Annotated in this window: 17 protein-coding genes; 9 read left to right on the top strand and 8 right to left on the bottom strand. The window is 53.8% G+C overall.

What is annotated here, in order from left to right:
- Nucleotides 1-11 precede the first annotated feature (11 nt).
- Nucleotides 12-782, top strand: coding sequence for an SDR family oxidoreductase (locus FFI95_RS11965; RefSeq protein WP_144822853.1), 771 nt, complete (start codon nt 12-14; stop codon nt 780-782).
- Here the strand turns inward: FFI95_RS11965 and dacB are convergent, their stop codons facing one another.
- Entirely contained in the window at nt 783-2,342 is a 1,560-nt protein-coding gene (gene dacB / locus FFI95_RS11970) for a D-alanyl-D-alanine carboxypeptidase/D-alanyl-D-alanine endopeptidase (RefSeq protein WP_144822855.1), read from the bottom strand.
- A 261-nt stretch (nt 2,343-2,603) separates the two neighbouring features.
- Between dacB and FFI95_RS11975 the strand changes: the two genes are divergently transcribed.
- A complete protein-coding gene (locus FFI95_RS11975) occupies nt 2,604-3,017 on the top strand; it encodes a GFA family protein (RefSeq protein WP_144822857.1) in 414 nt (137 codons plus the stop codon).
- A 4-nt stretch (nt 3,018-3,021) separates the two neighbouring features.
- Here FFI95_RS11975 and FFI95_RS11980 read toward each other — a convergent pair whose 3' ends face one another.
- Nucleotides 3,022-4,143, bottom strand: a complete 1,122-nt coding sequence (locus FFI95_RS11980) for a PQQ-dependent sugar dehydrogenase (protein WP_144822859.1) — start codon at nt 4,141-4,143, stop codon at nt 3,022-3,024.
- Between the two features lie 153 nt (nt 4,144-4,296).
- Here FFI95_RS11980 and FFI95_RS11985 point away from each other — a divergent pair, with 153 nt between their 5' ends.
- Nucleotides 4,297-5,763 (top strand): aldehyde dehydrogenase family protein, encoded by a 1,467-nt coding sequence (locus FFI95_RS11985; RefSeq protein ID WP_144822861.1) that lies wholly within the window; start codon nt 4,297-4,299, stop codon nt 5,761-5,763.
- A 12-nt stretch (nt 5,764-5,775) separates the two neighbouring features.
- Here FFI95_RS11985 and FFI95_RS11990 read toward each other — a convergent pair whose 3' ends face one another.
- The gene (locus tag FFI95_RS11990) at nt 5,776-6,231 is read right to left on the bottom strand and encodes a YaiI/YqxD family protein (RefSeq protein WP_144822863.1); all 456 of its coding nucleotides are present in this window, start codon (nt 6,229-6,231) and stop codon (nt 5,776-5,778) included.
- Between the two features lie 141 nt (nt 6,232-6,372).
- Between FFI95_RS11990 and FFI95_RS11995 the strand changes: the two genes are divergently transcribed.
- Both FFI95_RS11995 and FFI95_RS12000 read left to right on the top strand, forming a co-directional pair.
- Nucleotides 6,373-6,711 (top strand): zinc ribbon domain-containing protein YjdM, encoded by a 339-nt coding sequence (locus FFI95_RS11995; RefSeq protein ID WP_144822865.1) that lies wholly within the window; start codon nt 6,373-6,375, stop codon nt 6,709-6,711.
- A 145-nt stretch (nt 6,712-6,856) separates the two neighbouring features.
- The gene (locus FFI95_RS12000; RefSeq protein WP_144822867.1) at nt 6,857-7,369 is read left to right on the top strand and encodes a copper chaperone PCu(A)C; all 513 of its coding nucleotides are present in this window, start codon (nt 6,857-6,859) and stop codon (nt 7,367-7,369) included.
- Between the two features lie 94 nt (nt 7,370-7,463).
- Here FFI95_RS12000 and FFI95_RS12005 read toward each other — a convergent pair whose 3' ends face one another.
- Nucleotides 7,464-7,637: a CCGSCS motif protein gene (locus tag FFI95_RS12005; RefSeq protein WP_144822869.1), complete on the bottom strand. Its 174-nt coding sequence runs from the start codon at nt 7,635-7,637 to the stop codon at nt 7,464-7,466.
- A gap of 236 nt (nt 7,638-7,873) precedes the next feature.
- Entirely contained in the window at nt 7,874-8,080 is a 207-nt protein-coding gene (locus FFI95_RS12010; RefSeq protein WP_144822871.1) for a cold-shock protein, read from the bottom strand.
- A gap of 297 nt (nt 8,081-8,377) precedes the next feature.
- On the opposite strand from FFI95_RS12010, the gene FFI95_RS12015 reads away from it, so the two are divergent.
- Together FFI95_RS12015 and FFI95_RS12020 are read left to right on the top strand one after the other, a co-directional pair.
- On the top strand, nt 8,378-9,232 hold the full coding sequence (locus FFI95_RS12015) for a crotonase/enoyl-CoA hydratase family protein (RefSeq protein ID WP_144822872.1): 855 nt from the start codon (nt 8,378-8,380) through the stop codon (nt 9,230-9,232).
- Entirely contained in the window at nt 9,233-9,835 is a 603-nt protein-coding gene (locus tag FFI95_RS12020; RefSeq protein ID WP_144822874.1) for a CPBP family intramembrane glutamic endopeptidase, read from the top strand. It abuts the gene before it with no gap.
- On the opposite strand, the gene FFI95_RS12025 is transcribed toward FFI95_RS12020, so the two are convergent.
- Nucleotides 9,832-10,698, bottom strand: coding sequence for a LysR family transcriptional regulator ArgP (locus FFI95_RS12025; protein WP_144822876.1), 867 nt, complete (start codon nt 10,696-10,698; stop codon nt 9,832-9,834). The genes FFI95_RS12020 and FFI95_RS12025 overlap by 4 nt on opposite strands.
- Nucleotides 10,699-10,790: 92 nt before the next feature.
- Between FFI95_RS12025 and FFI95_RS12030 the strand changes: the two genes are divergently transcribed.
- Entirely contained in the window at nt 10,791-11,399 is a 609-nt protein-coding gene (locus tag FFI95_RS12030; RefSeq protein WP_144822878.1) for a LysE/ArgO family amino acid transporter, read from the top strand.
- 23 nt (nt 11,400-11,422) lie between these two features.
- On the opposite strand, the gene FFI95_RS12035 is transcribed toward FFI95_RS12030, so the two are convergent.
- The gene (locus tag FFI95_RS12035; RefSeq protein WP_144822879.1) at nt 11,423-11,920 is read right to left on the bottom strand and encodes a C40 family peptidase; all 498 of its coding nucleotides are present in this window, start codon (nt 11,918-11,920) and stop codon (nt 11,423-11,425) included.
- Between the two features lie 93 nt (nt 11,921-12,013).
- Between FFI95_RS12035 and arfB the strand changes: the two genes are divergently transcribed.
- On the top strand, nt 12,014-12,427 hold the full coding sequence (arfB, locus tag FFI95_RS12040) for an alternative ribosome rescue aminoacyl-tRNA hydrolase ArfB (RefSeq protein WP_144822881.1): 414 nt from the start codon (nt 12,014-12,016) through the stop codon (nt 12,425-12,427).
- Here the strand turns inward: arfB and FFI95_RS12045 are convergent.
- Nucleotides 12,424-13,494 (bottom strand): alpha/beta hydrolase, encoded by a 1,071-nt coding sequence (locus FFI95_RS12045; protein WP_144822883.1) that lies wholly within the window; start codon nt 13,492-13,494, stop codon nt 12,424-12,426. The genes arfB and FFI95_RS12045 overlap by 4 nt on opposite strands.
- Nucleotides 13,495-13,596: the final 102 nt, after the last annotated feature.

Here is a 13,596-nt window from a genome sequence, read left to right on the forward strand (position 1 = left end):
GAGGTGTAGAAATGAGCAAAAAAGACCTGTTTGATCTGACTGGAAAAACAGCACTGATTACCGGTGCCAGCCGTGGTATCGGTGAGAGTGTTGCCCGTACCCTGGCAGATTACGGTGCCCACGTGATCGTAACCAGCCGCAAGATAGATGGCTGTGAGGCTGTGGCCAGCAGCATTCGCGATGCGGGTGGCAGCGCTGAGGCTTATGCCTGCCATATTGGCGAGATGGACCAGATTGATGCGATCTGGGCTCACATCGAAAAAGCACACGGAAAGCTGGATATTCTGGTGAATAACGCGGCTGCCAACCCGTATTTTGGGCCGGTTGAAGATACAGACCTGGGCGCTTTCCAGAAAACAGTTGATGTGAACATTCGCGGTTATTTCTTCATGTGTGCCCGGGGCGCGCAGCTTATGAAGAAACACGGGGGTGGTTCTATTATTAATGTGGCATCAATTAATGGTGTTAACCCCGGTCACTATCAGGGAATCTACTCGATCACCAAAGCGGCGGTTATTTCCATGACCAAGTCCTTTGCCACGGAGCTGGGACAACAGAATGTGCGTGTGAACGCGTTGTTACCAGGGTTGACCGATACAAAATTTGCCAGCGCCCTGACGACCAACGAGGCGATCAAAAAACAGGCGATGGCACACATTCCTGTTAAGCGCATTGCCGACCCTGATGAAATGGCCGGCACGGTACTGTACCTGGCGTCAGGTGCCTCCAGCTACACCACTGGCGCCTGCATTAACGTTGATGGCGGCTACCTGACCGTCTGATTACTGAATAGCGGTTTTTGAGTTACCTGAACCGGCCTGGGTCAGCGTTGTTCCGGTTGGTGGTCGGAAATGCAGTGAGTACAGCAGCCGATCCAGAACAGCCTGGCCATTCCAGGCCGGGTTGTGATTGACCATTCCGACCACAGCCCAGGTTGTGTTGTTTTCATCCCGCGTAAAGCCGGCAATTGAACGAACGTTGGCCAGAGAGCCGGTCTTTATGCGCCCCTCACCGTCCATTCCTGTATTTCTGAGGCGCCGGGCCATGGTCCCGTCCATGGCTATAATAGGCATGGAGGCCATCAGGTCTGACGAATATGGGCTGTTCCAGGCATGCTGCAGGATTTTGGTGCCCTGTCGGGCGGTAATCCGACCGTGGCGGGTCAGGCCAGCGCCATTGTCTATAACCATCCCCGCAGTATTGATGCCCTTATCTTCCAGCCAGTCATAAATAGCGCGTATGCCTGCAACCCGGTCGTCGCTCTCACTCTTCTGCCGGTTTTGCGCGCCTATGGTCAGCAGCAATTGCCGGGCCATAACGTTACTGCTCCACTTGTTAATGTCCCGGACCATGGTAACCAGATCTGGCGATGTGGTTTTCATAACCAGTCTTGCATCTTTTGGAGTTGTACCAGTCTGATTGCCCCCGGACACAATCACTCCCATTTCTCCAAGCAGCGAGCGAATCAGTGACGCACTGTATTGCTCCTGTGACAGCAGAGACAGGTAAGTTTTTGTGCGACACCCCTGGGGGAGTTCGCCGGTTACCCGTACTGTAATTTTTTTTCCATCCTGAAATACCGGCGTCCAGTCAAAATTGCGGCGTGAAGGGCAGGCGCCTTCCGCTACGGCTGTGACCCGGTTATCGATACTGATTTCGCTGAGGTCCGGAGTACTCCAGGCCTGGGTGCCACGTTCATCGGCACGCACCTGAAAGTGCACCAGGTTCAGGTTGGTCAGATAAGCAGAGGGTTCAACCAGAAACGGCGCATAGGGGTTATCACCGTTATCATTAAATTCGGGGAATCCTCCGTCAACTTCAAAATAGCTGCCATCAAGTATCAGGTCGCCATCGATACGGGTAATCCCCATATCGCGTAGTTCGCGCAGTGTTGTCCAGAGTCGTTCCAGGGTGAGCTTCGGATCGCCGCCAAACTGAACGTAAAGGTTGCCTTTGAGCGTATCGCCGACCATTTTCCCATCAGTCCGAAACTTTGTCTCCCAGTGGTGGGAGGGGCCAAGAATTTCCAGGGCGGCGTAGGTAGTGATCACCTTCATGATGGAGGCCGGGCTCATGGGCGTATCCGGATTAATGCTTTGCTCAAGCCCCGGACCGTTCAGCGGTACCGCTACCATGCTCAGAGCTTCGTCACTCTTCAGGGAATTGGCGGCGTAGTCGCGCATTTCACTGGCCCACAGCTGCTTGCCACTGTACCCGCCTTCATCCGCCAGAACCGGGGGCAGGTTTGCCAGAATCGGAGTCAGGGCAAGAGCTGCAACAATAGCCAGCGCCGGGTGCTTTGTTCGAAAACGGTCTTTTCCTGCGCGGTTTGAGTGCGACATGCCAGAGTTCACCATGGAGTTATTTAGTGGGATGTGTGAAGTAGCTCCCTATCTGAACAATAGCTCATATTGGCTGTTTATACTATGCACAAAAGCTCTACATTACATGAGTAAGTGCCCGTAGCCCGCTTGTTTATAATGATAAAACAGGTGGTAGCGCTCTAGGGCCATTTTCGGCATTGTTGCCTGGCCAACAGGGCAGGTATTATGGACAACATCAAGACTTGTAAGCCTGTCGCCGTAATTGAAAAAAGGATGTGTATGTATACCGGCCAGTGCCTGTGTGGTGATGTTGCCTTTGAGTATAACGGCCCGTTGGGCCCGCTGGCTCTGTGCCATTGCAGCCAGTGCCGCCGCGCCCATGGCAGTGCATTTTCAGCCAGCTCGCCGATTCAGAAAGTACGGTTCAGGTTTCTGAGGGGAGAAAAAAATCTCACCGAATATGAGTCTGATCCAGGGAAGTACCGCGCCTTCTGCAGTCGTTGCGGAAGCCATCTGTATAGTCGCGTGGATGCGATTCCGGGAATTCTGCGTCTCAGAATCGGAGTAATCAACGAGCCTGTTCAGACTAAACAGGTGCGGCATGTTTATGTAGGCTCCAAGGCTGAATGGTTCGATATTACCGATGACCTGCCTCAGTTTGATAAAACTGAAAGGACGAACGACCCGCACTGACGACTTACTTTGCGGGAGTCATGCGATAAACCTTGCCCTTTGCTGAGTCTGTCAGGAGCCAGAGAGCGCCTTTCGGCCCCATGCGCACATCCCGGATGCGCTCATTCAGTCCGGTCAGCAGGTCTTCGGCGTTGGTTACGTTTTCCCCGTCGAGCGACAGTCGCACCAGCTTACGCATCTTCAGTGCGCCCACAAACAGATCCCCCTGCCACTCCGGGAACAGGTCCCCGGTGTAAAATGCCATGCCGGAGGGTGCGATGGACGGGTCCCAGTAGTACAGTGGGTCAGTTACGCCTGCCATAGTGGTTTTGCTGGAAATAGGTACGCCGGAATAAGCAATGCCATAGGTTACCTTTGGCCAGCCATAGTCGTTTCCGGCCCGGATGATATTCACTTCGTCGCCGCCCCGTGGCCCGTGTTCATGGCTCCAGACCTCACCGGTTTTCGGGTGCAGAGTCATGCCCTGAATGTTGCGGTTACCGTAAGTAAAAAAGCTATCATTAACGTCAGAGTTGTTGAGGAAAGGGTTACCAGGGGCGGGCTCACCATTAATTGTGATTCGGTGCACGCCGCCGGCATCGTCACGGGTATTCTGGGCTCGGTCCTTTTCGCCCCGGTCACCCACCGAAATATACAGGTGTCCTTCCGGATCAAACACCATACGCCCCGCAAAGTGCCGGGTGGTTTTGCTCCGGGGCAGGGCTTCAAAAATGACCTCCACATTGCTTAAATACTTGCCGTCGAATCTTGCTCTGGCCACCCGCGTGGTCATACCGTTGCTGTTCCGGTGGGCATAGCTGAGAAACAACGTTTGGTTGTCTTCAAATTCGGGATGCAGAATCACATCCAGCAGGCCGCCCTGGCCGGCAACTGCCAGTTCCGGCAGACCCGTAGCCGCCTCTCTGACCAACGTCCCATCACGGATCACCCGCAGCCTGCCGGCTCTTTCTGTGACCAGTTGCGAGCCATCCGGGAGGAAAGTGAGGCTCCAGGGGTGTTCCAGGTTTTTAGCAATAACAGCCAGCTGGACGCGTACGCTGCCGGCTTCATAAACATCCGCTGCGTCGACTGCAGTATTGTGCAGCAGCAATGGTATAAGCAGTAACAGAGGCGAACGAATCGTCATGGGGCTGAGGCTCCTGCAGTTTGCAATTAAAATAACCATAGCACCTAATCAGGAAATCCGTAGCGGGCACAGTAGTTTCCCCTATCTCTGCCAAAAAAATGCGATCTCCCGCTACACTGAAAAGCTGATCATCAACGCGAAGGGAGATGTGTAATGGCCGACCGTTATCAGGATTTTCATTTGCAGCCGCTGGCTGGTGAGTGGTGTGAAGGCAGCGGGGATACCCGGCGTCCGGTGCTGGATCCGTACTCGGGAGAAGAGCTGGTAAGCATCCGGCTCGCCACGTCGGAAGATCTGGATAAGGCCTACCGGGAAGCTGAAGTTGCCCAGCAGAGTTGGGCAGAGCAGGCGCCCTCTGAGCGCGCAGCCGTTTTACACAAGGCTGTGTCGATTTTCGATGAACGTAAAGAAGAAATCATCGACTGGCTGATTCGCGAGTCCGGCAGCACCCGCCTGAAAGCGATGGTGGAATGGGGCAGTGCCCGGGCAATTACCCTGGAGGCGGCCAGTATGCCGGCCAGAGCCCATGGCTACACCATGGCCAGTGACATTCCCGGTAAGGACAACCTCGTTTACCGGCGCCCGCTTGGGGTGGTGGGTGTTATCAGCCCCTGGAACTTTCCTCTGCACCTGTCCCAGCGTTCGGTGGCACCGTCACTGGCGCTGGGTAATGCGGTGGTCGTCAAACCCGCCAGTGACACGCCGGTCACCGGAGGTCTGTTGCTGGCCCGTATCTTTGAAGAAGCCGGACTGCCGGCCGGGTTGCTGAGTGTTGTGGTGGGTGCGGGTTCGGAGATCGGTGATGACTTTGTGGCTCACCCGACCCCTGCGCTGATTTCCTTCACCGGCTCTACATCGGTTGGTAAAAACATCGGACGCATCGCCACCAGTGGCCGCTACATTAAAAAGGTCGCGCTGGAGTTGGGCGGCAACAGTCCTTTTGTAGTGCTTGATGATGCGGATGTGGAACAGGCTGCGAAAGCCGCAGTGTTCGGTAAATTCCTGCATCAGGGTCAGATCTGCATGGCCATTAACCGGATCATTGTCGATCAGAGTCGCTATGAAGAGTTTGTAGAGGCTTTTGTAGCCCAGGTTAAAACGCTCAGGGTGGGTGACCCTTCGGACATTGAAACCGCGATCGGCCCGATCATCAATCAATCCCAGCTTGAGGGCCTGCAGCGCAAGATTGCCGATGCCAGATCTGATGGCGCTACGGTATTGCTGGAGGGCGAAGCAAACGGCCAGGTATTTGCGCCCTGGGTATTCGGCGATGTAACACCGGAAATGAGCCTGAGTGCGGAGGAGATTTTCGGGCCCATTGCGGGCATTCAGAAAGCACGGGACGAACAACACGCTCTGGAGCTTGCTAATGGTACTGAGTTTGGCCTGTCCAGTGCGCTATTCAGCGGTGATCCCGAGCGGGGCCTGCGCTTTGCCCGCAAGGTACAAGCCGGGATGACTCACGTTAACGATATGCCGGTAAACGATGAGGCTGCCTTGCCCTTTGGTGGCGAGAAGAATTCAGGGCTGGGCCGCTTTAACGGCGAGTGGGCCATCGAGGAGTTTACAACGGTCCAGTGGGTCAGCGTTCAGCGAGAGCCACGGCAGTACCCGTTCTGAATAACGGCCTGTTTACGGCCGGCGCGTATTCTTCTGCAGCCAGCGGTCGAGTTTATCGGCAAACTCTTTGCGATCCGTCTGGCCAAACGGTGCCGGGCCGCCGGTTACCTGCCCGGCGTTGCGCATTTCTTCCATAAAGTTGCGCATGGCTAGGCGTTGGCGAATGTTTTCTTTGGTGAAAGCCTGCCCGCGCGGGTTGAATACGTCAGCACCTTTTTCGATGGCTTCGGCGGCCAGGGGAATATCCTGAGTGATAACCAGGTCGCCTTTGCTCATCTGATCCATGATTTCGTTATCCGCCACGTCGAAGCCCTGGGGCACCTGCCGGCGGCTGATGTATGGGCTTGGAGGCAGAGAAATGGCGTGATTGGCAATAAAGGTTGTCTGAATCTGCCAGCGGGCAGCAGCGCGGCAGAGGATTTCCCGGATGGGCACGGGGCAGGCGTCGGCATCGACCCAGATTGGCATGTCAGATTTCCTGGATTATGAGTTCGGGTGTGAGTTTACCTGTAGTTATTGCTGGCGGGGTAGCCCCTGCGGGAGTTATGCCGGATTTGCCGGGATGTTGGTGGTATAATCCGGCATAAACTCACTAAACAGGAAATTCCAATGTCTCAACTTCCTTCTTGCCCGCAGTGCGGTTCTGAATATACCTACGAAGATGGTATTCAGTTTGTATGCCCTGAATGTGCTCATGAATGGACAGAGGCAGAAGCTGCTGCGGCTGAAGCGGGTAACGTTATTCGTGATGCCTACGGTAACGAGCTTCAGGATGGCGACAGCGTTACTGTTATCAAGGATCTGAAATTGAAAGGGTCCAGCTCGGTTGTAAAGGTTGGTACCAAGGTTAAGAGTATTCGTCTGGTCGGCGGCGATCATGACATTGACTGCAAGATTGATGGTTTTGGCCAGATGAAGCTGAAGTCGGAGTTTGTTAAAAAGGCCTGATGCCCGTTTTCATAATCTGGAAGCTGTGACAATACGCCGCACCTGGTTTCTTGCGCTGGGCTGAACTGAGAGCAACACTGTAGGGACGAAAGCATCAAACGAGACGCTCGTTGTTTGCAGTCCACCACCAGTTTTGCGAGACACCATGAAGAAGTCAGTTGCATTATTATTTGTCAGTAGCATCCTGATTGTGTCGGGCTTTGCTTCGCCCCTGGCGGCCACTGAGCCGGAGCACAGCCGTATTGAAATTGAACGGCCCTGGAGTCGCCCCACGCCACCGGGCACACCTATGGGCGTAGGTTATCTTGCCATCAAGAACCATAGTGACAAGGAGGTCATACTGGTTGGCGCAAGCACATCCAGAGCGCATCATGTTTCAATCCATGAAACGCTTATGCAAGAGGGTGTCATGCGCATGCAGCCGCTAAAGAACGGTTTGACGATACCGGTCGGGGAGGTCGTTGAGCTGAAACCGCACAGCTACCATCTGATGCTGGAAAAGCTGACAGAGCCGCTGAAAGAAGGAGAGAGTATTCCGCTGACCTTAAAGTTTGAGGAGGCAGACGCGATTACTGTTGAGTTGCGTGTGCGATCACTGGATGCAGCTGATACAGAAGCAATGGAAATGGATCACTCAGGCCACGCAATGGGGGACTGATTCTTGCCGGTTTTGTAAGTCAGTAACGTTTCCATTCTGTGTGCTACATACAGAATGGAAACGTCAGCTGGCATGCCTTTTAACGGCCGCTCACTTACGAGCACCCACCACAGCAAACGCCCGGATCGCCGTGCTTGCCTTCCTCCTGTTTATTTTCAGACTCGGCGGATGGGCTTTCGGAGCCCTCTGCAGCGGCCGCTTTCAGTTTTTCAGCCTCTGCTGTTTCCGTACTTTTGGGGCTGGTTACTTCCGTAAATAAATTTGCCATAAAGCACCTTCTTGCTGTTAGGGAGCCTGGTTACGCTCCTGAGTTGTAACGTTCATTTTAAATGAATGTTATGAGGTATTTATTGGCGAGTCAATGGGTGTTTACAGAATCTGGAGGCAGGGGCAGTTCTTCAGTGCGAGAGAATGATAGTAGCGGTCAGTTGGGTAGGGTGGAGAGGAAAGTGGGAGCAACAAAAAAAGGCAGCCGAAGCTGCCTTTTTTAGCGTTGCCTGTTAATTACAGGGCAACTACGTTCTCAGCCTGAGGACCTTTCTGGCCCTGAGTCACTGTGAAGTCAACCTGCTGGCCTTCAGCCAGAGTCTTGAAGCCACCACCCTGGATTGCGCTGTAGTGAACAAACACATCGGGGCCGCTTTCACGAGTGATAAAGCCAAAGCCTTTTGCTTCATTGAAGAACTTAACAGTACCGGTAACAGTAGACATAATCATTAATCCTGAATTCAATCATTTATAGTGCCGCCAAATCATCAGAATGATGTCTGGTCAGCGATATGCGGGAAACAAAAAACTGGCGTGATCAAAAACAGGACGTACAGCTACAGAAATGCGTCTTATTGATGAAGTGCTTTGCTCGATCTTTCCAACTGAATGCACTGTACCGGCTGTTACTGAGAAAGAAAAGCTTTTTCTTGTAGGTATTACCCGACATCGTCAGTTATTTAAGGTATGTTTGCGTGAGTCCCGTAGATTTTATCGTGAATTAACAGAAGGAGTTTTGCTTTGTCCGCGCTATCCACCTACGAAAGCTTTTCTGTCAGCGTTGAGAACAAGATCGCCCATGTACAATTCAGCCGCCCGGAAGCGCTGAATACCATGAATAAGAACTTTTGGCTTGAGCTGCCCAAATGCATGGAAGACATTGAGGCAAACACAGATGCCCGTGTGGTCGTGGTGTCATCTACCGGAAAGCATTTTTCAGCCGGAATGGATCTTGGGGTCTTCACTGACTCAAACTCCGTGTCTATGAAGGGTGATCCGGGACGCATGGCCGAAAGCCTGCGCCGGGTTGTTTTGCAGCTGCAGGATACTCTCACATCGATGGAGAACATTCGTCTGCCTGTGCTGACGGCTATCCATGGCGGTTGTATTGGTGGTGCGCTGGATCTTGTGTGTGCATCTGACAGTCGCTACTGCACTGAAGATGCGTATTTCAATATTAAAGAGACAGAACTGGGTATGACCGCCGATGTAGGCACCCTGCAACGCCTGCCCAAACTGATGCCGGAAGGCGTTGTCAGGGAGCTGGCGTATACGGGTCGCAACCTTGGTGCGCAGGAGGCTCAGCGCCTCGGCTTTGTGAATGCGGTCTACCCGGATCAGGAGGCACTGCTCACCGGTGTTATGGAGATTGCGGCACAGATTGCTGCTCACTCACCGCTGGCAGTTACCGGCTGTAAAGAGATGCTCAACTACAGCCGTGACCATTCGGTCGCAGACAGTCTGAAGTACATGGCAACCTGGCAGGCAGGCATGTTCCGCCCAGCTGACATGATGAAAACCTTCCAGGCAAAAGCTCAGCAGCAGGCGCCACAGTATGAAGACCTGTTCCCTGTGAAGGGCTTGTTCGACAAGTAAATGGCAGGAACAAACCGGAGCAGACCAAGTGTTTCCCCTGTTGCCGCTCTGGCGTTCCAGGGCGGGATCGGGGTTGTCGGGTTGTTGGTCATTCTCGTGGCAGACATTCCCGTGCAGATGGTGGGTGCCGGGCTCGTACCAAGCATGTTCTATGGAACTTTGGGTGCCCTGTGCACCTATGGTGCGCTGATACTGCTCACACAGATACCTGGCCTGCTACCGGGAGATCTTGACCGGCAAATGCGGAGGCTGTATCGGTTTGCCTCGGGATACTCCTGGCTTGTCCTTTTCCTGCTGTCCGTTTTTGCCGGTGTGGGAGAGGAGCTGCTATTCCGGGGCGCTGTGCAGGGCTGGCTTGCGGAGCACACCAGTACGGCAATCGGTCTGATGGCTGCGTCTGTACTGTTTGGCCTGGTGCACTATGCATCGTTTACCTACTTTATTGTGGCCACAATCCTGGGGCTGGTGCTTGGTCTGGCCTATGTGGCGACCGACAGCCTGTTACTGGTGATGGTGTGGCACGGCGTGTACGACATGATAGCGCTGTATTGTCTGCTTCGGTTTCCCCAGTGGTTTGGTATCCGAGTGCAACGGAACGATTAAGGTACAGGCGCTTTCAGTGCCCTTGTCAGACGTTCCATCATCTGCCCGCTGTTGCGCCAGAAATGCCAGTAAAGCTCAACCTTCAGGGATAAACCGGGTGCAATACTGACCAGCCGCCCGGATTCGATTTCGCGCCGGGCCTGAATCTCCGGAATCATGCCGTACCCCATACCGGCAAGTGCCAGCCTGACGAACCCTTCCGAAGAAGGGCAAAGATGATAGGGGAAGGCACCGTGATAGCCGCTCTGGGCCAGAAACCGGTGCTGCAACTGATCGTTTGGTCCGAATATAATCGCCGGTGCGAACTGTAGACTTTGTTCGTTGAACCCCAGGCTGAAATACTGCGCCTTATAGGCAGGTGTGGCCAAAGGCAGATAAGTCATGGCACCCACGGAAACGCAGCGAGCTCCGGCAACGGGCTGAGAGCTGCTGCACAAACAAGCAGCAACATCCCCTTCACGCATCCTGCGCAGAGCGATATCCTGATCTTCCACCACCATGTCCAGCAACAGGTTTTCTTCATTGCTGAACCGGCCTATAGACTCCGCCCACCAGGTTGCCAGACTGTCCGCATTCGCGGCTATTCGTAATCTTGCAGCAGGCTCTGAGAGTGTTGGAAGGGATTTTGCGAGGTCTCGCTCAAGCAGCTGAACTTGCTGCATATGATTCAGCAACTGCTGTCCGGCAGCCGTGGCTTTGGGCACCGGGCTACGCAACAAAACCGGTTGACCGATACGAACTTCGAGCGTTCGTATGCGCTGGGAAATCGCAGACTGGCTTAGCCCAAGGGCTGCACCTGCCCGCTCAAAACCACCGGCCTCTATAACCGTGGCAAGAGCCTTCAGTAATTTATAATCAATCATAAGAAAATCTGATAAATCATTACGAGTATGAATTTCAAGTATAGCCAGAAATAGCTACTCTTGCGGCATCAGAACGAAGGGAGCCAGGAAAAGTGTACGAAAGTTACCTAACAGGACTTATTGTTGGCGGGGGGCTTATTATTGCTATTGGGGCACAGAACGCCTATGTGCTGAGCCAGGCGATTCGCCGTGAATATCACTGGTGGGCGGCCGGCTTATGCATGGTTGCAGATATAACGCTTTTCACTTTGGGTATGTTCGGGATGAGTGCAGCCTTAATGGCTATGCCGCAGGCGTTGGAGATTCTGCGCTGGCTAGGGGTGGCTTTCCTAGGCTGGCTGTCGGTTCAGGCTTTTTTACAGGCTGGCGGGGGGCGGGCATCGCTGAAAACCACAGAAACAGCAGGTCGTAGTCTGAAAGGCGTTTTGTTTACCACGCTGGCAGTAACGTTGCTCAATCCGCAGGTTTACCTGGATACACTTTTATTGATTCCCGCGGTTGGCGCACAGCAGGAAAATACAACAGGCTTTGTAGCAGGCGCCAGCAGTGCTTCAATAATCTGGTTTGGCTTGCTGGCCTGGGGTGGCTCGACTTTAGCGCCGGTACTTTCGCGGCCACTGGTCTGGCGAATCATCGATGGTGCTATTGCTGTAATGATGGCAACTATTGCTATTCAGCTGGCTGTTAACGGGAATTTCTAGAGTAATTCAGAGCACCTGACAGCCTAATCAAAACGTCGGGCTTGGGACAGGCGGCCCTGCCAGTAATAGCCGTTAAGCTCAGACGCAATGACGCCGGAAGACGTTGAGGCATGAATAAAACGGTTGCCACCCATGTAAATGCCGGCGTGCTGGTCCTTACCGGCTATTCTGAAAAAGACAACGTCACCGGGTTCGATATTCTCTGTTTGCACGACCTTGCCATGGCGTAGCATTTGCGAGGTGGAGCGAGGTAATTGTTGGCCCAGGCCCTCGCGGTAGGCTGTGGTTATAAACCCGGAGCAATCAAAACCCCGGGCGGTGGTCCCGCCATAATGATAGGGGGTCCCCTGATAGCGCTCAAAGATCTGCCACAGTTTTTCGGTTTTTCCTGAACTGTCTGCAGATGTATCAGGCTGGTAGTGGGGCGCTTGTGCTGACGTTAACTGCTGGTTACTGGCACAGCCTCCGAGCAGGAGGGCTGTTAGAGCCACAATGATAGTGTGCTTAACGATAGGCTTCATTGAAAATCCTGAACGATGACCTTTTATCCCTACTGTATTACTGAATTGGCAGTATGTCAGGTTACGGTTAGCCGCTTTTGTTATCCTTACTCCATGTTGAAAATATCCAATACCGTTGAAATTGCAGACTGGGAGCTGGAGATCACCCAGATTCGGGCTCAGGGAGCCGGGGGCCAGAATGTTAATAAAGTGTCGTCGGCCGTACACCTTCGCTTTGATGTACCGAATTCCGCATTGCCGCCGTTTTACAAGGAACGCCTTATGGCACTACAGGATAAGCGCATCAGCAAAGAAGGAGTGATTGTGATCAAGGCCCAGTCGTTTCGTACGCTGGAGTTGAACAAGGAAGACGCACTTGCACGTTTGAAGGCGTTGATTCAGGAAGCCGTTAAGGTACAGAAGGCCCGTCGTGCCACCCGGCCTTCGAAATCAGCCCGGCGCAAGCGGGTTGATCGCAAAACCGAAAGAGGCAAAACCAAAGCCCTTCGGGGCAAGATTCAGGTTTAAGCCACCTCGGAATCATTCTTGCGGGACTCGATTTCGCGAATAAACGATTCTATATCTGTAAAAGCCTCTTCGGCCTCTGGCAACAAGGGACTGAAAATCTGCCAGACATGAACCATGCCGCGCCAGGTATGCAGCCTTACCGGTGAGCCTTCCGCCTTTGCCTTGGCAGCATAGCGCCGGGCGTTATCCACAAGCATCTCGGAGTCGCTGACCTGGATTAAGGTGGGAGGCAGGTTGGCAAGGCTACCCCTGAGTGGCGAGGCTACAGGGCTGGTCGGAGAAACACGGAAGGCTGCCAGTGTTGCCCACCAGATAACCGGCCTGGGGACTTTTGACAGGCCGCCAAACATAGGTCCGAGCATAGGGTCTGTTGCAATATTGTTGCGATTGCTCGGTGCTGTCATCGTAAGGTCGGTGGAAGGCGAGAAGGCTACAGCACCGTCTGCCTGGCGCAAGCCGCTTTCCCGGATCCACGCCAGTAAACCGAGGGTGTGGCTCCCCCCGGCGGAGTCCCCTGCGACCAGCATGAATGTGGCCTCGGCCGGGCCGTCAGGCCCATTTTCTATCAGCCAGGTATAGGCTTTACGGCAATCGCGCACGCCGTCCATAAACCGGTGTTCGGGCATCAGGCGGTAGTCCACCGCAAATACAGCGGCATTGGCAATATGGGAAAGCCGGTCTGTAATGGATCTGTGACTGCGTGGGCTGCCGGCTGCCCAGGCGCCTCCGTGAATGTAAAGAATCCGCCGCCGGGGATCTGCGCCTGATGCAATGACCCACTCTCCACGTGGGTTCTCATTAGGCAAAATCTGTGACTGCAGTTCCAGGCTGTCACTCATGCTGTCCATATACTTGCGCATCGCAAGTAGGCGCGCTTTACCGCGAAAGCCTTTGCTGGCATTACCCATGTCTTTTATGAGGTCCAGAACATGTCGGTTTTCTGCACTCGGCCCCGCCTCCCTCACGGTATAGTCTTCATGGTCCAGGTGCGACAAGTCTTCCCGGCGAAACAGAATCAGGGTCAGAGCGACGAGCAGTACAAGTACGATAATTATGAACCAGAACATGAGTTGCCTGTTTCCTCAGAGTTGGCCTGGAAAGCCGGAGTGCACTATGTTTAGGTGGAGTGTATAACAGAGTCTGCGAGTTTTGTCTGTCAGGCGTCAACT

The sequence above is a fragment of the Marinobacter piscis genome (assembly GCF_007671655.1).
In the GTDB taxonomy this organism is placed as follows: Bacteria; Pseudomonadota; Gammaproteobacteria; order Pseudomonadales; family Oleiphilaceae; genus Marinobacter; species Marinobacter piscensis.